19 protein-coding genes are annotated in these 17,644 nt (G+C 63.9%); 16 read left to right on the forward strand and 3 right to left on the reverse strand.

What is annotated here, in order from left to right; translation table 11 throughout:
- Positions 1 to 438 precede the first annotated feature (438 nt).
- Positions 439 to 969, forward strand: a complete 531-nt coding sequence (locus JV551A3_RS22265) for an RNA polymerase factor sigma-70 (RefSeq protein ID WP_112253014.1) — start codon at positions 439 to 441, stop codon at positions 967 to 969.
- 115 nt (positions 970 to 1,084) lie between these two features.
- Here the strand turns inward: JV551A3_RS22265 and JV551A3_RS22275 are convergent, their stop codons facing one another.
- On the reverse strand, positions 1,085 to 2,098 hold the full coding sequence (locus JV551A3_RS22275; protein ID WP_133974247.1) for a GNAT family N-acetyltransferase: 1,014 nt from the start codon (positions 2,096 to 2,098) through the stop codon (positions 1,085 to 1,087).
- Between the two features lie 63 nt (positions 2,099 to 2,161).
- Positions 2,162 to 2,962: a substrate-binding periplasmic protein gene (locus JV551A3_RS22280; protein ID WP_133974449.1), complete on the reverse strand. Its 801-nt coding sequence runs from the start codon at positions 2,960 to 2,962 to the stop codon at positions 2,162 to 2,164.
- 172 nt (positions 2,963 to 3,134) lie between these two features.
- Between JV551A3_RS22280 and JV551A3_RS22285 the strand changes: the two genes are divergently transcribed.
- The gene (locus tag JV551A3_RS22285) at positions 3,135 to 3,686 is read left to right on the forward strand and encodes a 3'-5' exonuclease (protein ID WP_112253017.1); all 552 of its coding nucleotides are present in this window, start codon (positions 3,135 to 3,137) and stop codon (positions 3,684 to 3,686) included.
- A gap of 73 nt (positions 3,687 to 3,759) precedes the next feature.
- Positions 3,760 to 4,044: a pyrimidine/purine nucleoside phosphorylase gene (gene ppnP / locus JV551A3_RS22290; protein ID WP_003259920.1), complete on the forward strand. Its 285-nt coding sequence runs from the start codon at positions 3,760 to 3,762 to the stop codon at positions 4,042 to 4,044.
- 113 nt (positions 4,045 to 4,157) lie between these two features.
- Here the strand turns inward: ppnP and JV551A3_RS22300 are convergent, their stop codons facing one another.
- On the reverse strand, positions 4,158 to 4,850 hold the full coding sequence (locus JV551A3_RS22300; protein WP_133979137.1) for an alpha/beta family hydrolase: 693 nt from the start codon (positions 4,848 to 4,850) through the stop codon (positions 4,158 to 4,160).
- A gap of 49 nt (positions 4,851 to 4,899) precedes the next feature.
- Here JV551A3_RS22300 and ccoN (JV551A3_RS22305) point away from each other — a divergent pair, with 49 nt between their 5' ends.
- The 13 genes from ccoN (JV551A3_RS22305) to JV551A3_RS22370 all read left to right on the forward strand — a co-directional run bounded on the left by ccoN (JV551A3_RS22305) (position 4,900) and on the right by JV551A3_RS22370 (position 17,535).
- On the forward strand, positions 4,900 to 6,324 hold the full coding sequence (ccoN, locus tag JV551A3_RS22305; protein WP_013973491.1) for a cytochrome-c oxidase, cbb3-type subunit I: 1,425 nt from the start codon (positions 4,900 to 4,902) through the stop codon (positions 6,322 to 6,324).
- Positions 6,325 to 6,337: 13 nt separating this feature from the next.
- Positions 6,338 to 6,946 carry a cytochrome-c oxidase, cbb3-type subunit II gene (ccoO, locus tag JV551A3_RS22310; protein WP_112253019.1) on the forward strand — a complete coding sequence of 203 codons (609 nt, stop codon included), beginning with the start codon at positions 6,338 to 6,340 and terminating at the stop codon, positions 6,944 to 6,946.
- A gap of 5 nt (positions 6,947 to 6,951) precedes the next feature.
- Entirely contained in the window at positions 6,952 to 7,146 is a 195-nt protein-coding gene (locus tag JV551A3_RS22315) for a cbb3-type cytochrome oxidase subunit 3 (protein WP_087499892.1), read from the forward strand.
- A complete protein-coding gene (gene ccoP / locus JV551A3_RS22320) occupies positions 7,143 to 8,084 on the forward strand; it encodes a cytochrome-c oxidase, cbb3-type subunit III (RefSeq protein WP_133974251.1) in 942 nt (313 codons plus the stop codon). The genes JV551A3_RS22315 and ccoP (JV551A3_RS22320) overlap by 4 nt, the downstream gene beginning before the upstream one ends.
- 459 nt (positions 8,085 to 8,543) lie before the next feature.
- The gene (gene ccoN / locus JV551A3_RS22330; RefSeq protein WP_114170175.1) at positions 8,544 to 9,986 is read left to right on the forward strand and encodes a cytochrome-c oxidase, cbb3-type subunit I; all 1,443 of its coding nucleotides are present in this window, start codon (positions 8,544 to 8,546) and stop codon (positions 9,984 to 9,986) included.
- Positions 9,986 to 10,594 (forward strand): cytochrome-c oxidase, cbb3-type subunit II, encoded by a 609-nt coding sequence (gene ccoO / locus JV551A3_RS22335; protein ID WP_112253022.1) that lies wholly within the window; start codon positions 9,986 to 9,988, stop codon positions 10,592 to 10,594. Before ccoN (JV551A3_RS22330) ends, ccoO (JV551A3_RS22335) begins: the two co-directional genes overlap by 1 nt.
- 5 nt (positions 10,595 to 10,599) lie before the next feature.
- Positions 10,600 to 10,791 (forward strand): CcoQ/FixQ family Cbb3-type cytochrome c oxidase assembly chaperone, encoded by a 192-nt coding sequence (locus tag JV551A3_RS22340; RefSeq protein ID WP_003259925.1) that lies wholly within the window; start codon positions 10,600 to 10,602, stop codon positions 10,789 to 10,791.
- On the forward strand, positions 10,788 to 11,765 hold the full coding sequence (gene ccoP / locus JV551A3_RS22345) for a cytochrome-c oxidase, cbb3-type subunit III (RefSeq protein WP_133974253.1): 978 nt from the start codon (positions 10,788 to 10,790) through the stop codon (positions 11,763 to 11,765). Before JV551A3_RS22340 ends, ccoP (JV551A3_RS22345) begins: the two co-directional genes overlap by 4 nt.
- Before the next feature lie 320 nt (positions 11,766 to 12,085).
- Entirely contained in the window at positions 12,086 to 13,501 is a 1,416-nt protein-coding gene (gene ccoG / locus JV551A3_RS22350; protein WP_133974255.1) for a cytochrome c oxidase accessory protein CcoG, read from the forward strand.
- Between the two features lie 15 nt (positions 13,502 to 13,516).
- The gene (locus tag JV551A3_RS22355; RefSeq protein ID WP_075045875.1) at positions 13,517 to 14,041 is read left to right on the forward strand and encodes a FixH family protein; all 525 of its coding nucleotides are present in this window, start codon (positions 13,517 to 13,519) and stop codon (positions 14,039 to 14,041) included.
- A gap of 149 nt (positions 14,042 to 14,190) precedes the next feature.
- A complete protein-coding gene (locus JV551A3_RS22360; protein WP_133974257.1) occupies positions 14,191 to 16,665 on the forward strand; it encodes a heavy metal translocating P-type ATPase in 2,475 nt (824 codons plus the stop codon).
- The gene (gene ccoS, locus JV551A3_RS22365) at positions 16,644 to 16,859 is read left to right on the forward strand and encodes a cbb3-type cytochrome oxidase assembly protein CcoS (RefSeq protein ID WP_133974258.1); all 216 of its coding nucleotides are present in this window, start codon (positions 16,644 to 16,646) and stop codon (positions 16,857 to 16,859) included. Before JV551A3_RS22360 ends, ccoS begins: the two co-directional genes overlap by 22 nt.
- On the forward strand, positions 16,852 to 17,535 hold the full coding sequence (locus tag JV551A3_RS22370) for a sulfite exporter TauE/SafE family protein (protein WP_112253027.1): 684 nt from the start codon (positions 16,852 to 16,854) through the stop codon (positions 17,533 to 17,535). The genes ccoS and JV551A3_RS22370 overlap by 8 nt, the downstream gene beginning before the upstream one ends.
- Positions 17,536 to 17,644: the final 109 nt, after the last annotated feature.

Consider the following 17,644-nt stretch of genomic DNA (forward strand, 5'->3'; position numbering starts at 1 on the left):
TGGACCAGCGAGNGCGGGAGTTCGAAGGCGTCCGTCATGGGGTGTTCCTGCCAGTGTCTGGTTGGGTCGGGCCGGCTGCTGCGCGAACGTGGGCGCAGCGGCATGTGGCGGCCTGAGGTGTACACAGGGGAACGGATGGGCGGGGGGAGAAATTAGCGGGGTTGGGGGTTTTGGGTTGTGTGAAAGTTGGTGGGTTTATGCCTTGAGAGGTGTGGCGCCTGGGGGACCGAGCGCCGCCCGCGCGGCGCTCGATCTCACAGGCGCTGAAAATGCCCCGACAATGCGCCCAGCGATCCCTGCGCCTTAGAACCGAAATCACATGAAACTAATTACATTTCGCATTTGACAATCATTATCATTCTGAATAGCTTGTCGCCCGTCGTAGGAAGCTTCCCAACTTTGGATGCGTCCTTTCCCCTCTGTGACAAGGTGATTTCCATGGCGGAACAACTATCCACAAGTAAGTGCGATTCACCATTACTCCAGGCCTTCGTCGACAACCGCAGCATCCTGGTCAAGATCGCTGCCCGCATCACCGGCTGCCGATCGCGCGCCGAAGATGTGGTGCAGGACGCCTTTTTCCGGCTCAGCGCCGCCCCGCAGATCACCTCGTCGTTCAAGGCGCAGCTGAGCTACCTGTTCCAGATCGTGCGCAACCTGGCCATCGACCACTATCGCAAGCAGGCGATGGAGCTGAAGTACTCCGGCAGCGAGGAGGAAGGCATGAATGTGGTCGTGCAAAATGCCTCTCCCGAAGCCACTCACATCAACCTTGCTGCGCTGGATGACATTGCCGAGGCGCTGAACGAACTGCCTCAGCGCACCCGCTATGCCTTCGAGATGTACCGCCTGCATGGCGTGCCGCAGAAAGACATTGCCAAAGAGCTGGGCGTGTCGCCGACGCTGGTCAACTTCATGATTCGCGATGCGCTGGTGCATTGCCGCAAGACGGCCAGTCGCCAGGCCTGATCAGGCAGAGTCTGCTTCTTCGCGGGCACGCCCGCTCCCACAGGATAAGCACAGACCTCAAAGGCTGAGGGGGACCTGTGGGAGCGGGCGCGCCCGCGAAGAAGCCGCCTCGATATCAAGCCAGTTTGCAGCGATCGAAGAACCGCTCCCGTCCCAGAATCATCAACGCCGCGCGCTTGTGCGGGAAGTCGAATTCCTTGTCGCAGTGGAAGCACTGGTCGTGCATGTAGCCGATCATCTTGCCATTGTCGGCACGCGGCTCGGCCACCACCCGCTGGGTGCGCGGATCATCCAGGAACAGGTAGTGCACCAGCGCCGATAGCCAGCTGGCCACCTTGTGCGGCCCGCGGTGGCTCTCCTCCCCTACCAGCATGTGGATGCCACGGTCGTAGTCGTCGGCCGGATAGAACGGCGCAATGCGGTCTTCCTTGGCCCAGTACGCCTCGAAGTAGGCAAACGGCTGGTCATCGAAGCAGCCGATCAGCGTCAGGGCATGCGGGTCGGCCTCGAGCTTGTCCAGGTATTCGCGGTGCTGCGCAAGGGTACCAGCCTCTTGCCAGAACGCCGCTACCCGTGGGTTGTTCTGCCAGCGGTTGAAGCGTTCAAGGTCGTGCTCGATCTCCAAGGTACGCAGCGATACCCAACTGCCCAGACGCGAATCGAAGCGCCGGTATACCTCGCCACGAGGCTTGGGCGCGCGGCGTGGGTGGCGCTTGCCGTCGCTGATCTGCATCTGCTGCGGGTATGCCACATTGGCCTGCTCGCCCAGCCACGGCTGTGGCAGTTGCCAGAACAGCGCCCGCTCGCACAGGTATTGGCCAGGCTGTTCGCCGACCAGCAGCAGGCCACTGGCCAATGCCTGAGGCAACGGCTCGGGCAGGTGCCAGGCCAGGCGCTGGCAGGCGGTGTTGCGGGCCAGCAACCAGTAACAGGCGGCCCACAAGGCCTCATAGGGGCGCTCGGGGCACAGTTGCTCGAGATGAACATGCGGTGTAGCGCCCCCCTCCAGGTGCACCTGGATCAGTGGGCGGCCTTCGAGGGACAGGCTCAGCCAGCTGCCACCCTCCTCGGCACTGAGGCTGCGCCAGCGTGGCGCTGACTGGGGCTGCGAAGCGGCATCGAACGGCATGGGCTTGACTCACGGCAATGATGAAAAGGCTCACTGCTGAGAACGTTGCCGTACCGCGGGAATTTAGTCGCGTGGTGCGGCAACCGTGATGCGATAGGGCTCGAAGATGCGCGCCAGCTCGCCGCTTTCGCGCAGGGCGCGCAGCAGTGCCGCGAACGACTGCTCGCCGATGGGTGCCCCCGGGCGCAGCAAGGCATAGTGGTGGTAGACCTGGTCGATGCGCTGCGAGGGCACCAATTGCTCCCGGGTGGCCGGGTTGCGCGCCAGGAAATCGCTGAGGTAGGAGCGTGTGACCAAGGCGATGTCGGCGCGGCCGGCCTGCACCATCAGCAAGTTGCTGTCGTGGGAATAGGTCAGCGTCGCGTTGAATGTCTTGCGCAGGTAGTCCGGGTCGGAGTTGAAGCCGGCGAACGCATAGTGGTAGCCGTTGAACAGCGCCAGGCGCTTGCCGTGCAGGTCGTCGAAGTAACTCGGGTCACGGCCATTGGCCTGGCGGGCGACGAACACCTCGGCATCTTCCAGGCCCATGTCCACGCTCTGGTGAGCAATCTGCTGCCAGCCCCACGCCGGGTTCTCGAAAATGGCCATGTCGGTGCGGCCTTGCTGAAAGTCACCAAAACGCCGCTGGATGGAGGTGGGCACCACGACGAAGTGGTAGCGCTGCTGCGCGCGGTTGAGCGCGTCGACCAGCTGTGGCAACAGACCGCTGTCGGCACCCTGCTCGGGGCGTACCGTGTACGGCGGGAAATGCGCCGCACCAATCCTCACCTCGACGGCATCGGCAGCCCATGTCGGCGCCGCCAGCCAGAACACGGCCAGCAGCATCAGGGAAGAGAGGGCCTTGAGGCCGGGCGCTGGAGTCAAGACGGACACTCATCACGGTTCATGCCTGGGTCCGCCTAAGCTAGGCGTTTTCCGTTCCGGGCACAACTGCCGGTTGGTGGCACTTTGCGCCAAAGCTGCGGGCAAATTGCCAGGGGGTGCCGGATGCCCTGAGTTTGGCTACGCTCTAGCAGGATCTGCAAGGGAGCCTGGTATGGGCCATTGGTTGGTGATCGACCTGGAAGCCACCACCGACGATGGTGGGTGGCCGGTCACAGAGATGGAAGTCATTGAAATCGGCGCAAGCCTGGTTACCCGCGAAGGCCGCGAGGTCGACCACTTCCAGCGTTTCGTGAAGCCTCGGCGGCGGCCGCAGTTGACACCGTTCTGTCGTGAGCTGACCCATATCAGCCAGGCCAGCGTGGACAGTGCCGCGTCGTTCCGCGAAGTATGGGCAAGCTTCGAGCATTGGCTCGGGCACCACCGTGGGCAGCTTCAGGCCTGGGTCAGCTGGGGCGACTACGACCGCCAGCAATTGCACCAGGAGTGGCAGCAGCATGGGCTGGACAGCCTGCTGCGGACCCTGCCGCACATCAACCTCAAGCAACGCTTCGCCAAGGCCCGCCACCTGCAGCGCCCCGCTGGGCTGAACGGTGCACTGCAGCTGGCCGGCATGCACTTTTGCGGGCAGCAGCACCGGGCCCTGGAAGATGCGCGCAATACCGCGCGGCTGCTGCCGTTGAGCCTGCCGGCGGACGCTACCTGAAAGCAGATGACGGAGCCCGTGGGCTTGGGCATACTGGCCAGCCCTTTTTCATCTCCCCTTTCAGGAGTCGCCCATGTTCCAGGTCAACGAGTACTTCAACGGCACCGTCAAGTCGATCGCATTCGCGGGCGAAGAAGGCCCGGCCACTGTCGGCGTGATGGCCCCGGGCGAATACGAGTTCGGCACTGCCAAGCGCGAGATCATGCACGTGGTTTCGGGTGCGCTGACCGTGAAGCTGCCAGGTAGCGACAACTGGGAAACCTTCAAGGCAGGCGACAAGTTCAACGTGCCGGCTGACAGCAAGTTCCAGCTGCAGGTGAAGGTGGATACCGCTTACCTGTGCGAGTACCGCGACTAAGCGTCAGCCTGGTCGGGCCTCTTCGCGGGCACGCCCGCTCCCACAGGTTCACTACAAGCTTCCGGGCCTGTGCCGTACCTGTGGGAGCGGGCAAGCCCGCGAAGAATCCAGCACTATCGCGACAGGAATGCCGCAACCTTCTCAGCCGCCGCCTGCAAATGCTGCTCATGGCTGAACCCCGAGGCCCTCAGCGGCTTCAGGTCATGGTCCCCCGCCACCAACCAGCACACCTCGATCGCCGGCGATAACGCATACCCTGCCACCGCCTCGCGGTTACCCAGCGCATCCCGCTCGCCCTGCACGATCAACGTCGGCGTCTTCAATTCAGCCAGGTGCTCGACCCGCGGCTTCTCTGGCTTGCCCACCGCATAGAACGGATAGCCCAGGCACACCAGTGCATCCGCCCCCAATTCATCGGCCAGCAGGCTGGCCATGCGCCCGCCCATGGACTTGCCTCCCACCGCCAGCTTGCCCGCGACCAAAGGTCGCACCTGCCGGTACACCTCGCGCCAGCATTCCAGCAACACCTTCTGCGGGTTTGGCGGCCGCTTGCCACCGGCAACCCTGCGCTCGGCCATGTACGGGAACTCGAAGCGCACTACCGCTACCCCAAGCGCCGCAAGCCTTTGCGCCATTTCGTCCATGAAGCCGCTGTCCATCGGCGCGCCTGCGCCGTGGGCCAGGATCAGGCAGCCCCTGTAGCCGCCATTGCCCCGAACGTGCGGGGGATCGCAGCGCAAGCCTGGGACATTTCCGACCTTCGCCCATTGATCCCCGTCAATACCGGCACTTTGCCCATTAATCATGCTTGCCTCGCTGTAAAGCCTGCCAATAACCGTGGATGGGAACCCATACATGAACACAACCAGCAGTACCGCCTATAACTACAAGGTGGTCCGCCAATTCGCCATCATGACGGTGGTGTGGGGAATCGTCGGGATGGGGCTCGGCGTCTTCATCGCCGCCCAGCTCGCCTGGCCTTCCCTCAACTTCGACCTCCCCTGGACCAGCTTCGGCCGCCTGCGCCCCCTGCATACCAATGCGGTGATCTTCGCCTTCGGCGGCTGTGCGCTGTTCGCCACCTCCTATTATTCGGTGCAACGCACCTGCCAGACCACCCTGTTCGCACCGGGCCTGGCCGCGTTCACCTTCTGGGGCTGGCAACTGGTGATCCTGCTGGCGGCCATCAGCCTGCCGCTGGGCTACACCAGCTCCAAGGAATACGCCGAACTGGAATGGCCGATCGACATCCTGATCACCATCGTCTGGGTGAGCTACGCCATCGTGTTCTTCGGCACGCTGATGAAGCGCAACACCAAGCACATCTACGTCGGTAACTGGTTCTTCGGCGGTTTCATCCTCACCGTTGCCATGCTGCATGTCGTCAACAACCTGGAGCTGCCGGTCAGCCTGACCAAGTCCTACTCGGTCTATGCCGGCGCCACCGATGCCATGGTGCAGTGGTGGTACGGCCACAACGCGGTGGGCTTCTTCCTGACCGCAGGCTTCCTCGGGATGATGTACTACTACGTGCCCAAGCAGGCCGAACGCCCGGTGTATTCCTATCGCCTGTCGATCGTGCACTTCTGGGCGCTGATCACCCTGTACATCTGGGCCGGCCCGCATCACCTGCACTACACCGCCTTGCCCGACTGGGCGCAGTCGCTGGGCATGGTGATGTCGCTGATCCTGCTGGCACCAAGCTGGGGCGGCATGATCAACGGCATGATGACCCTGTCCGGCGCCTGGCACAAACTGCGCAGCGACCCGATCCTGCGCTTCCTGGTGGTGTCGCTGGCGTTCTACGGCATGTCCACCTTCGAAGGCCCGATGATGGCCATCAAGACGGTCAACGCCCTGTCCCACTACACCGACTGGACCATCGGCCACGTGCACGCCGGCGCCCTCGGCTGGGTGGCGATGATCTCGATCGGTGCGCTGTACCACACCATTCCGAAAGTGTTCGGCAAGGAGCGCATGTACAGCATCGGCCTGATCAACGCGCACTTCTGGCTGGCTACCATCGGTACCGTGCTGTACATCGCCTCGATGTGGGTCAACGGCATCGCCCAGGGCCTGATGTGGCGCGCGGTCAACAGCGACGGCACGCTCACCTACTCGTTCGTGGAAACCTTGGTGGCCAGCCACCCAGGCTTCATCGTGCGCTTCGTCGGCGGTGCGATCTTCCTCAGCGGCATGTTCCTGATGGCCTGGAACACCTGGCGCACCGTGCGTTCGCCGGCGCTCGATGTCGCCCCTGCGAACGCCCAGCTGGCTTGAGGAGATCTGCCTGATGAAACATGAAGTCATCGAGAAAAACGTCGGCCTGCTGGCCCTGCTGATGGTGTTTGCCGTCAGTATCGGCGGCCTGACCCAGATCGTCCCGCTGTTCTTCCAGGACGTCACCAACAAGCCGGTGGAAGGCATGAAGCCTTACACCGCGCTGCAGCTGGAAGGCCGCGACATCTACATCCGCGAAGGCTGCGTGGGCTGCCACTCGCAGATGATCCGCCCCTTCCGTGCCGAAACCGAGCGCTATGGCCACTACTCGGTGGCCGGTGAAAGCGTGTGGGACCACCCGTTCCTGTGGGGTTCCAAGCGTACCGGGCCGGACCTGGCCCGGGTCGGCGGCCGCTACTCGGACGACTGGCACCGTGCGCACCTGTACAACCCGCGCAACGTGGTGCCGGAATCGAAGATGCCGTCGTACCCGTGGCTGGTCGCCCAGCAGGTCGACAACAGCCACACCGACACCAAGATGCGCACCTTGCGCACCCTCGGTGTGCCGTACAGCGACGACGACATCGCCGGAGCCCGCGACGCGGTCAAGGGCAAGACCGAGATGGACGCCCTGGTCGCCTACCTGCAGGTGCTCGGCACCGCGATCAAGAACAAGAGGTGAATGCGATGGGAATGGACATCGGCATGATCCGCGGCCTGGGTACCCTGGTGGTGATGATCGCCTTCATCGGCCTCACCCTGTGGGTATTCAACCGCCGCCGCGACCATGATTTCGCCGAAGCGCGCCTGCTGCCCTTCGTCGACGACCGCCTGCCCTCTGCCGGACAGGAACCTGCTGCAAAAAGGAGTAACGGGCAATGACCACCTTCTGGAGTACGTACATCTGCGTACTGACCATTGGTAGCCTGGTTGGCCTGACCTGGCTGCTGCTCGCCACCCGCAAGGGCCAGAGCAACAACACCACCGACCAGACCATGGGCCACAGCTTCGACGGCATCGAGGAATACGACAACCCGCTGCCCAAGTGGTGGTTCTGGCTGTTCGTCGGCACCCTGGTGTTCTCGGTCGGCTACCTGATCCTCTACCCGGGCCTGGGCAACTGGAAGGGCATCCTGCCGGGCTATGAAAATGGCTGGACCGGCGCCAACGAATGGCAGAAGGAAATGGACAAGGCCGACGCAAAATTCGGCCCGATCTTCGCCAAGTATGCTGCCATGCCCGTGGAAGAAGTGGCCAAGGACCCGCAAGCGCTGAAGATGGGCAGCCGCCTGTTCGCCTCCAACTGCTCGGTGTGCCACGGCTCGGACGCCAAGGGTGCCTTTGGCTTCCCAAACCTCACCGACAAGGACTGGCGCTGGGGTGGTGAAGCGGAAACCATCAAGGCTTCGATCCTGAACGGCCGCCATGGCGTGATGCCGGCCTGGGCTGAGGTGATTGGCGAGCAGGGCGTGGCCGATGTGGCTGCGTTCGTGCTGACCAGCATGGACGGCCGCAGCCTGCCGGAAGGCGCCAAGGCCGACCCGGCCAAGGGCAAGGAAATCTTCGCCGGCAACTGCGTTGCCTGCCACGGGCCTGAAGGCAAGGGCACTCCGGCCATGGGCGCGCCAGACCTGACCCACCCGCAGGCGTTCATCTACGGGTCGAGCTTTGCCCAGCTGCAGCAGACCATTCGCTATGGTCGCCAGGGTCAGATGCCGGCGCAGGCGGAGATTCAGGGCAACGACAAGGTGCACCTGCTGGCGGCTTATGTGTATAGCCTGTCACAGGACAGTGCCGCTGAAACTGTGACTGCCAAGTAATACTCCTGGGGCCGCTTTGCGGCCCTATCGCGACACAAGGCCGCTCCTACAAGGGATTGCGTACTTCCTGTAGGAGCGGCCTTGTGTCGCGACGGGCTGCAAAGCAGCCCCATTCCCACCTTGCCCCCGCTCTACCCCCTCCTTGCACCCCCTCCGAACACAACTAAGCTTGTTGCCTCAGTGGGCCTCGCTCCGAAAGGACCGAAGCAGACACGGCGCGTAGCCTGTCGCCGTCCCGATAAAAAGCTTGACCGATCGATCAGAAAAAGGCGAAAAACGGTACACATTACAAATATTTATTTGTGTACAATCGTCCAGACCCGATCGCTGCGGGACATCAGTGAACGGGCTCGGGCACGGGTCGGCGTACCAAAGTTGCGTTGCAGTAACCCTGATGGTTATCAATACTGGCGCCGATTTTTCGACCAACAAGAACATCAAAACCGTGGAACCTTAGCAATGAGCACAGCAATCAGTCCGACTGCTTATAACTATAAGGTCGTCCGCCAGTTCGCCATCATGACGGTGGTCTGGGGGATCCTTGGCATGGGCCTCGGCGTCTTCATCGCCTCGCAACTGGTATGGCCGCAACTGAACCTGGACCTGCCCTGGACCAGCTTCGGCCGCCTGCGCCCGCTGCACACCAACCTGGTGATCTTCGCCTTCGGGGGCTGTGCGCTGTTCGGCACCAGCTACTACGTGGTGCAGCGCACCTGCCAGACTCGGCTGATTTCCGACAGCATGGCCGCCTTCACCTTCTGGGGTTGGCAGGCGGTGATCGTCGGGGCGCTGATCACCCTGCCGATGGGCTACACCACCACCAAGGAATACGCCGAGCTCGAGTGGCCGCTGGCGATCCTGCTGGCCATCGTCTGGGTCACCTACGGGCTGGTGTTCTTCGGCACCATCGTCAAGCGCAAGACCAAGCACATCTATGTCGGCAACTGGTTCTACGGCGCGTTCATCGTGGTTACCGCGATGCTGCACATCGTCAACCACATCTCGCTGCCGGTAAGCCTGTTCAAGTCGTACTCGGCCTACTCCGGCGCCACCGATGCGATGATCCAGTGGTGGTACGGCCACAACGCCGTGGGCTTCTTCCTCACCACCGGCTTCCTGGGGATGATGTACTACTTCGTACCCAAGCAGGCCGAACGCCCGATCTACTCGTATCGCCTGTCGATCGTGCACTTCTGGGCGCTGATCACCCTGTACATCTGGGCCGGCCCGCACCACCTGCACTACACCGCGCTGCCTGACTGGGCACAGTCGCTGGGCATGGTGATGTCGATCATCCTGCTGGCACCAAGCTGGGGCGGCATGATCAACGGCATGATGACCCTCTCCGGTGCCTGGCACAAACTGCGCACCGACCCGATCCTGCGCTTCCTGGTGGTGTCGCTGGCGTTCTACGGCATGTCCACCTTCGAAGGCCCGATGATGGCCATCAAGACCGTGAACTCGCTGTCGCACTACACCGACTGGACCATCGGCCACGTTCACGCCGGCGCCCTCGGCTGGGTGGCGATGATCTCGATCGGCGCCGTATACCACATGATCCCGCGCCTGTATGGCCGCGAGCAGATGCACAGCGTCGGCCTGATCAACGCGCACTTCTGGCTGGCCACCATTGGTACCGTGCTGTACATCGCCTCGATGTGGGTAAACGGCATCACCCAGGGCCTGATGTGGCGCGCCATCAACGATGACGGCACCCTCACCTACTCCTTCGTCGAAGCCCTGCAGGCCAGCCACCCTGGCTATATCGTCCGCGCCCTGGGCGGTGCGTTCTTCGCCAGCGGCATGCTGCTGATGGCCTACAACGTGTTCCGCACCGTACGTGCCGCCAACCCGGCACAGGCTGAGGAAGCCGCCAAGATCGTCGTCGTGGGAGCGCACTGATGAAGCATGAAGCCGTCGAGAAGAACATAGGCCTGCTGGCCTTCTTCATGGTCATCGCCGTGAGCGTCGGTGGCCTGACCCAGATCGTCCCGCTGTTTTTCCAGGACGTTACCAACAAACCCGTGGAAGGCATGAAGCCGCGCACCGCGCTGGAACTTGAGGGCCGCGATATCTACATCCGCGAAGGCTGCGTGGGCTGCCACTCGCAGATGATCCGCCCGTTCCGTGCCGAAACCGAACGCTACGGCCATTACTCGGTGGCCGGCGAAAGCGTATGGGACCACCCGTTCCTGTGGGGCTCCAAGCGTACCGGGCCGGACCTGGCCCGGGTCGGTGGCCGCTACTCCGATGACTGGCACCGTGCGCACCTGTACAACCCGCGCAACGTGGTACCGGAATCGAAGATGCCGTCCTACCCGTGGCTGGTCGAGCACAAGCTCGATGGCAAGGACACCGCGAAGAAGATGGAAGTGCTGCGCACCCTCGGTGTGCCGTACACCGACGCCGACATCGCCGGGGCCAGCGACGCGGTCAAGGGCAAGACCGAAATGGACGCCATCGTCGCGTACCTGCAGGGTCTTGGCACCATCATCAAGAGCAAACGGTGACGCTGATGGATATCGGGATGATTCGCGGCCTGGGCACCGTCGTGGTGATGGTGGCATTCGTGGGCCTGGCGCTGTGGGTGTTCAACCCACGGCGCAAGAAGGACTTCGACGAAGCGACCCAACTGCCCTTCGCGGATGACCCCGAAGCCAGCCGGCACGTCGAGCAAGCAAAAGCTTCTGGGAGCAAAAAACAATGACAACCTTCTGGAGTCTGTACGTTACCGTCCTGACCCTGGGCACCATCTTCTCGTTGACCTGGCTGTTGCTGTCGACCCGCAAGGGCCAGCGCGAAGAGGTCACCGACGAAACCGTCGGACATGCCTTCGATGGCATCGAGGAATACGACAACCCACTGCCGAAATGGTGGTTCTGGCTGTTCGTCGGCACCATCGTCTTCGCCCTCGGCTACCTGGTGCTGTACCCAGGCCTTGGCAACTGGAAAGGCGTCCTGCCGGGCTACTCGTACCTGGATAACGACAAGCAGACCGAGTTCTCCAACGGCCAGCCAGGCTGGACCGGCGTGCACGAGTGGGAAAAGGAAATGGCCAAGGCCGACGCCCGCTTCGGGCCGATCTTCGCCAAGTTCGCCGCCATGCCAATCGAAGAAGTGGCCAAGGACCCGCAGGCTCTGAAGATGGGCGCGCGGCTGTTCGCCTCGAACTGCTCGGTGTGCCACGGCTCCGACGCCAAGGGCGCCTTCGGCTTCCCCAACCTCACCGACAACGACTGGCGTTGGGGCGGCGAGCCGGACACCATCAAGACCACCATCATGGGCGGCCGCCACGGCGTGATGCCGGCCTGGGCCGAGGTGATCGGTGACCAGGGCGTGGCCGATGTGGCCGCGTTCGTGGTCAGCAAGCTCGATGGCCGTACGCTGCCAGAGGGCGTGAAGGCCGATGCCGAGAACGGGCAGAAGATCTTCGCCGCCAACTGCGTGGCCTGCCACGGGCCTGAGGGCAAGGGTACGCCGGCAATGGGCGCACCGAACCTGACCCACCCACAGGCGTTCATCTACGGTTCAAGCTTTGCCCAGTTGCAGCAGACCATCCGTTACGGTCGCCAAGGGCAGATGCCGGCCCAGGAGCAGCTGCAAGGGAATGACAAGGTGCACTTGCTGGCGGCGTATGTGTACAGCCTGTCGCAGCAGGCTGAGCCGGTTAAGGCCGAGTAAGCAGGCCCGGCCTCTTCGCGGGTAAACCCGCTCCCACAGGTACTGCGCTTGCCTCAGGACCTGTGCGATTCCTGTGGGAGCGGGTTCACCCGCGAAGAGGCCAGCAAAGGCACAGCATTTCTCTCAGGGAAATGACCTGGATCAATTGACACCCGCCATAACACGATTCACACCACGAACCCAACGCGACTAAAGGTCGCAGTGCAGCCCCATACTGCCATCAGCGGCGTATCATGGGCCGCAGAGCGCTAGCAGATTGCGCGAGACTGCGGCCGGCACGCACTGGCTGCGGCGTTTCTCCACTGCCGTGGGACTTGATGATGAGCAAGCAAATTCCGGTACATGACGTCACCCCGCCTGCCAACAAAGGGAAGGATTCCGTCGACCTCTACGCCTCCCGGGAAAAGATCTACACCCGTGCCTTCACCGGCCTGTTCCGACGCCTGCGCATGGTCGGCGGGGCGGTGCTGTTCCTGCTGTACTTCGGCACCGTGTGGTTGAACTGGGGCGGCCACCAGGCCGTGTGGTGGAACCTGCCCGAGCGCAAGTTCTACATCTTCGGCGCGACCATCTGGCCGCAAGACTTCATCCTGCTTTCAGGCATCCTCATCGTGGCCGCCTTCGGCCTGTTCTTCATCACCGTGTTCGCCGGCCGCGTGTGGTGCGGCTACACCTGCCCGCAAAGCGTGTGGACATGGATTTTCATGTGGTGCGAAAAGGTCACCGAGGGCGACCGCAACCAGCGCATGAAACTCGACAAGGCGCCCATGAGCGGCAACAAGTTCCTGCGCAAGTTCGCCAAGCACAGCCTGTGGCTGCTGATCGGTTTCGTCACCGGCATGACCTTCGTCGGCTATTTCTCGCCGATCCGTGAACTGGCCACCGAATTCTTCACCGGCCAGGCCGACGGCTGGGCCTACTTCTGGGTTGGCTTCTTCACCCTCGCCACCTACGGCAACGCCGGCTGGCTGCGCGAGCAGGTATGCGTGTACATGTGCCCCTACGCGCGCTTCCAGAGCGTGATGTTCGACAAGGACACGCTGATCGTTTCCTACGACCCGCGCCGTGGCGAAACCCGCGGCCCGCGTAAAAAGGACTTGGACTACAAGGCCGCGGGCCTGGGCGACTGCATCGACTGCACCATGTGCGTGCAGGTCTGCCCCACCGGCATCGACATCCGTGACGGCCTGCAGATCGAGTGCATCGGCTGCGCCGCGTGCATCGACGCCTGTGACAACATCATGGACAAGATGAACTACCCCAGGGGGCTGATCAGCTACACCACCGAGCACAACCTTTCCGGGCAGAAGACCCACATGCTGCGCCCGCGCCTGATCGGCTATGCCGTGGTTCTGCTGGTGATGATAGTCGGCCTGGCCACCGCCTTCGCCACTCGTTCGCTGGTCGGTTTCGACGTGAGCAAGGACCGCGTGCTGTACCGCGAGAACGCCCAGGGCCGGATCGAGAACGTGTACAGCCTGAAGGTGATGAACAAGGACCAGCGTGACCACGTCTACGTGCTGGACGCCACCGGCCTGCCGGACCTGAAGCTTGAAGGCCAGCGCGAGATCCGCGTGGACGCTGGTGATATCGTCAGCCTGCCGGTGCAGCTGTCGATCGCGCCCGAGAAACTGCCGTCGACCACCAACGAAATCACCTTCATCCTCAAGAGCGCCGATGACAGCGACGCCCAGGTTGAAGCCAAGAGCCGCTTCATCGGCCCACAGATCCGCTAAGAGAGATAACCCACAATGCCTGCCACCGCCGCCAGCCCCTGGTACAAGCACCTCTGGCCCTGGATCATCATCGGCATCCTCGCCACCTCGGTGTGCCTGAGCCTGACCATGGTCAGCATCGCCGTGCACAACCCGGACAACCTGGTGAACGACAACTACTACGAGGCAGGCAAGGGCATCAACCGCTCGCTGGACCGAGAACTGCTGGCGCAGACGCTGGGCCTGAAGGCCGGCGTGCACCTGGACGAGCTGACCGGCGAAGTGGATGTGCGCCTGGCCGGCAACAGTGACCCGCAGAGCCTGGAGCTGAACCTGATATCGCCAACTCAGCCGGAGAAAGACCGCAAGGTGCTGTTGAGCCGGGTCGAGGCTGGGCGCTATGTGGGGCAGTTGGAGGACAAGGTTGACGGGCGGCGCTTCGTTGAGCTGCTGGGTAGCGAAGGTGGCCAGGTTTGGCGCTTGTTCGAGGAGGAGAAGGTGGAGCATGGTGTGACCTTGCAGCTGGGTGATGAAGCCCTCCAGGGAGCCGAGCACCAATAAACGCACCTCCGCCGCTCCTTGTGGGAGCGGGTTCACCCGCGAATGCGTCAGATCAGGCGATGATGTTTTCAGGTCTGACGCATTCGCGGGTAAACCCGCTCCCACAGGTGCCGTGCCCAGCCGGCCGATATGTTTAAGGCAACGATGTGATGACCCAACCCACCCCCTGCTACCACTGCGCCCTGCCCGTCCCCGCCGGCAGCCGCTTCACCGCCGTGGTTCTCGGCCAGCCCCGGCAGTTCTGCTGCCCCGGCTGCCAGGCGGTGGCCGAATCGATCGTTGCCGGTGGCCTGGAGCACTACTACCAGCATCGCAGCGACAACAGTGCCAACCCCGAGGCCCTGCCCAAGCAGCTACAGGACGAACTGGCCCTCTACGACCGCAGCGACGTTCAGCAAACCTTCGTTCGCCATGCTGGCGACCTGGCCGAAACCACCCTGCTGGTCGAAGGCATCAGCTGCGCCGCCTGCGGCTGGCTGATCGAAAAGCACCTGCGCAACCTGCCCGGCGTCGCCGAGGCGCGCCTGAACCTGTCCAACCACCGCCTGCTGCTGAACTGGCATGACAAGCAACTGCCGCTCTCGCGCCTGCTCGCCGAGCTGCGCCAGATCGGCTACGCCGCCCACCCCTATCAGCCCGACCAGGCCGCCGAGCAACTGGCCCGCGAGAACCGCAGCGCCCTGCGCCGCCTGGGCGTGGCCGGGCTGCTGTGGTTCCAGGCGATGATGGCAACCATGGCCACCTGGCCGGAATTCAACATCGACCTGTCGCCCGAACTGCACACCATCCTGCGCTGGGTAGCGCTGTTCCTGACCATCCCCATCGTGTTCTACAGCTGCGCTCCGTTCTTCAAGGGCGCTGCACGCGACCTGCGTACCCGCCACCTGACCATGGACGTTTCGGTGTCACTGGCCATTGGCCTGGCCTTCGGCGCCGGCATCTGGACCGCCATCACCGGCAGCGGCGAGCTGTATTTCGACACCGTGGGCATGTTCGCGCTGTTCCTGCTCACTGGCCGTTACCTGGAGCGCCGCGCCCGCGAACGCACCGCTGCGGCCACTGCGCAGCTGGTCAACCTGCTGCCGGCCTCGTGCCTGCGCCTGGACGCTATCGGCCGTAGCGAACGCATCCTGCTCAGCGAGCTGCAGCGCGGTGACACGGTACAGGTGCTGCCAGGCGCGGTAATCCCCGCCGACGGGCGCATCGTCGAAGGCCGCTCCAGCGTCGATGAATCGTTGCTGACCGGTGAATACCTGCCGCAGCCGCGGCAGGTCGGCGAGCGGGTCACCGGCGGTACCCTGAATGTCGAAAGCACCCTGAACGTGGCAGTCGAAGCCCTCGGCCACGACTCGCGGCTGTCGGCCATCGTCCGCCTGCTGGAGCGCGCCCAGACCGAAAAACCACGCCTGGCCGAAATCGCCGACCGGGCCTCGCAGTGGTTCCTGCTGTTCTCGTTGCTGGCCGCCGCGGCCATCGGCTTGTGGTGGTGGTACCTGGACCCGGCGCGGGCGTTCTGGATCGTGCTGGCCATGCTGGTAGCAACCTGCCCTTGCGCGCTGTCCCTGGCCACGCCGACGGCGCTGACCGCGGCCACCGGCACCTTGCACAAGCTCGGCCTGCTGGTGACCCGTGGCCATGTACTGGAAGGCCTGAACCAGATCGACACGGTGATTTTCGACAAGACCGGCACGCTGACCGAGGGCCGCCTGACCTTGCGCAGCATTCGCCCGCTCGGCAGCCTGCCCGCCGACCGCTGCCTGGCCCTGGCCGCAGCGCTGGAGAACCGCTCCGAACACCCCATCGCCCGTGCCTTCGGCCGTACCGCCACGCCTGCTGACGACGTGCAGACCGTGCCGGGCCTGGGCCTGGAAGGGCTGGTTGAAGGCCAGCGCCTGCGCATTGGCCAGGCCACCTTCGTCTGCGCCCTGAGCGGCGCGGAAATCCCCGGTGTGCCAGAGCCGCGCGGCCAGTGGCTGCTGCTGGGCGACCGCCAGGGCCCGCTGGCCTGGTTCGGCCTGGACGACCGCCTGCGCGACGATGCCCCAGCCCTGCTGGCGGCCTGCAAGGCCAGGGGCTGGCGCACGTTGCTGCTGTCTGGCGACAGCTCGCCGATGGTTGCCGAAGTAGCTGTGCAGCTGGGCATCGACCAAGCCATCGGTGGCCTGCGCCCGGACGACAAACTGGACCGGCTGAAGGCGCTGCAGGCCGCCGGGCGCAAGGTGCTGATGCTGGGTGACGGGGTCAACGACGTGCCGGTTCTGGCCGCCGCCGACATCAGTATCGCCATGGGCAGCGCCACCGACCTGGCCAAGACCAGCGCCGACGCCGTGCTGCTGTCCAACCGCCTGCAGGCGCTGGTACAGGCCTTCGAGCTGGCCCGCCGCACCCGCCGCAACATCGTCGAGAACCTGCTGTGGGCGACCCTGTATAATGGCCTGATGTTGCCGTTCGCCGCGCTTGGCTGGATCACTCCGGTCTGGGCAGCCATCGGCATGTCGGTCAGTTCACTGATCGTGGTACTCAACGCCCTGCGCCTGACCCGCCTGCCCCTGGCATCGGGCTTGCCAGCGAACGAAGCGCCCTTGCCCGCGAGGAAGTCGCCATGCCCGCCCTCTATGTCATGATCCCCGCGGCCCTGCTGTTGGTCGGCGTGGCCGTGTACATCTTCTTCTGGGCGGTGGACAGCGGCCAGTACGACGACCTGGAAAGCCCTGCCCACAGTATCCTGTTCGACGATCAGGACCCGCGCCACCAGGCGGCGGTGAAGCCAGACGACAACCAGGCCGAGACCGACAAGGAATCCTCGCCCCGTGCCTGACCTGCTGCCCCTGCTGGGCTCGGCGTTGATCCTCGGCCTGCTCGGCGGTGGCCACTGCCTGGGCATGTGCGGCGGTCTGATGGGTGCGCTGACCCTTGCCATACCGCCAGAACAACGTGGCCGGCGCTTGCGCCTGCTGCTGGCGTACAACCTTGGGCGCATTCTCAGTTATGCCTGTGCCGGCCTGCTGCTGGGCCTGGCCGGCTGGGCTGTGGCCAGCAGCCCAGCGGCCCTGGGGCTGCGCGTGGTGGCGGCGCTACTGTTGATCGCCATGGGGTTGTACCTGGCCGGCTGGTGGAGCGGGCTGACCCGCATCGAGGCACTGGGCCGGGGGCTGTGGCGGCATATCCAGCCGGTGGCATCACGCTTGCTGCCAGTGTCCAGCCTGCCCCGGGCGTTGTTGCTGGGGGCCTTGTGGGGGTGGTTGCCATGCGGGCTGGTGTACAGCACCTTGCTGTGGGCCGCCAGCCAAGGCAATGCCGGGTACAGCGCGGCGCTGATGCTGGCGTTCGGTGTGGGGACCTGGCCGGTGCTGCTGGCTACCGGATTGGCTGCGGAACGGGTAAACATTTTGTTGAAACGGCGCAGTGTGCGAGTGGCTGGCGGGGTGCTGGTGATGCTGTTTGGTATCTGGACGCTGCCTGGGCCGCATCAGCATTGGTTGATGGGGCATTGATGGGGGCCGCTTTGCACCCCTTCGCGGGCATGCCCGCTCCCACAGGATCATGTGTACCCCTGTGGGAGCGGGCAAGCCCGCGAAGGGCTGCAGAGCAGCCCCTATGCCC

The sequence above is a fragment of the Pseudomonas inefficax genome (assembly GCF_900277125.1).
GTDB classification, from domain to species: Bacteria; Pseudomonadota; Gammaproteobacteria; order Pseudomonadales; family Pseudomonadaceae; genus Aquipseudomonas; species Aquipseudomonas inefficax.

What these genes read in the sequence shown, in the direction of transcription:
- JV551A3_RS22265 (WP_112253014.1), top strand. Translation starts at nt 439, where the DNA reads ATGGCGGAACAACTATCCACAAGTAAGTGCGATTCACCATTACTCCAG.
- JV551A3_RS22275 (WP_133974247.1), bottom strand. Translation starts at nt 2,098, where the DNA reads ATGCCGTTCGATGCCGCTTCGCAGCCCCAGTCAGCGCCACGCTGGCGC.
- JV551A3_RS22285 (WP_112253017.1), top strand. Translation starts at nt 3,135, where the DNA reads ATGGGCCATTGGTTGGTGATCGACCTGGAAGCCACCACCGACGATGGT.
- ppnP (WP_003259920.1), top strand. Translation starts at nt 3,760, where the DNA reads ATGTTCCAGGTCAACGAGTACTTCAACGGCACCGTCAAGTCGATCGCA.
- JV551A3_RS22300 (WP_133979137.1), bottom strand. Translation starts at nt 4,850, where the DNA reads ATGATTAATGGGCAAAGTGCCGGTATTGACGGGGATCAATGGGCGAAG.
- ccoN (WP_013973491.1), top strand. Translation starts at nt 4,900, where the DNA reads ATGAACACAACCAGCAGTACCGCCTATAACTACAAGGTGGTCCGCCAA.
- ccoO (WP_112253019.1), top strand. Translation starts at nt 6,338, where the DNA reads ATGAAACATGAAGTCATCGAGAAAAACGTCGGCCTGCTGGCCCTGCTG.
- JV551A3_RS22315 (WP_087499892.1), top strand. Translation starts at nt 6,952, where the DNA reads ATGGGAATGGACATCGGCATGATCCGCGGCCTGGGTACCCTGGTGGTG.
- ccoP (WP_133974251.1), top strand. Translation starts at nt 7,143, where the DNA reads ATGACCACCTTCTGGAGTACGTACATCTGCGTACTGACCATTGGTAGC.
- ccoN (WP_114170175.1), top strand. Translation starts at nt 8,544, where the DNA reads ATGAGCACAGCAATCAGTCCGACTGCTTATAACTATAAGGTCGTCCGC.
- ccoO (WP_112253022.1), top strand. Translation starts at nt 9,986, where the DNA reads ATGAAGCATGAAGCCGTCGAGAAGAACATAGGCCTGCTGGCCTTCTTC.
- JV551A3_RS22340 (WP_003259925.1), top strand. Translation starts at nt 10,600, where the DNA reads ATGGATATCGGGATGATTCGCGGCCTGGGCACCGTCGTGGTGATGGTG.
- ccoP (WP_133974253.1), top strand. Translation starts at nt 10,788, where the DNA reads ATGACAACCTTCTGGAGTCTGTACGTTACCGTCCTGACCCTGGGCACC.
- ccoG (WP_133974255.1), top strand. Translation starts at nt 12,086, where the DNA reads ATGAGCAAGCAAATTCCGGTACATGACGTCACCCCGCCTGCCAACAAA.
- JV551A3_RS22355 (WP_075045875.1), top strand. Translation starts at nt 13,517, where the DNA reads ATGCCTGCCACCGCCGCCAGCCCCTGGTACAAGCACCTCTGGCCCTGG.
- JV551A3_RS22360 (WP_133974257.1), top strand. Translation starts at nt 14,191, where the DNA reads ATGACCCAACCCACCCCCTGCTACCACTGCGCCCTGCCCGTCCCCGCC.
- ccoS (WP_133974258.1), top strand. Translation starts at nt 16,644, where the DNA reads ATGCCCGCCCTCTATGTCATGATCCCCGCGGCCCTGCTGTTGGTCGGC.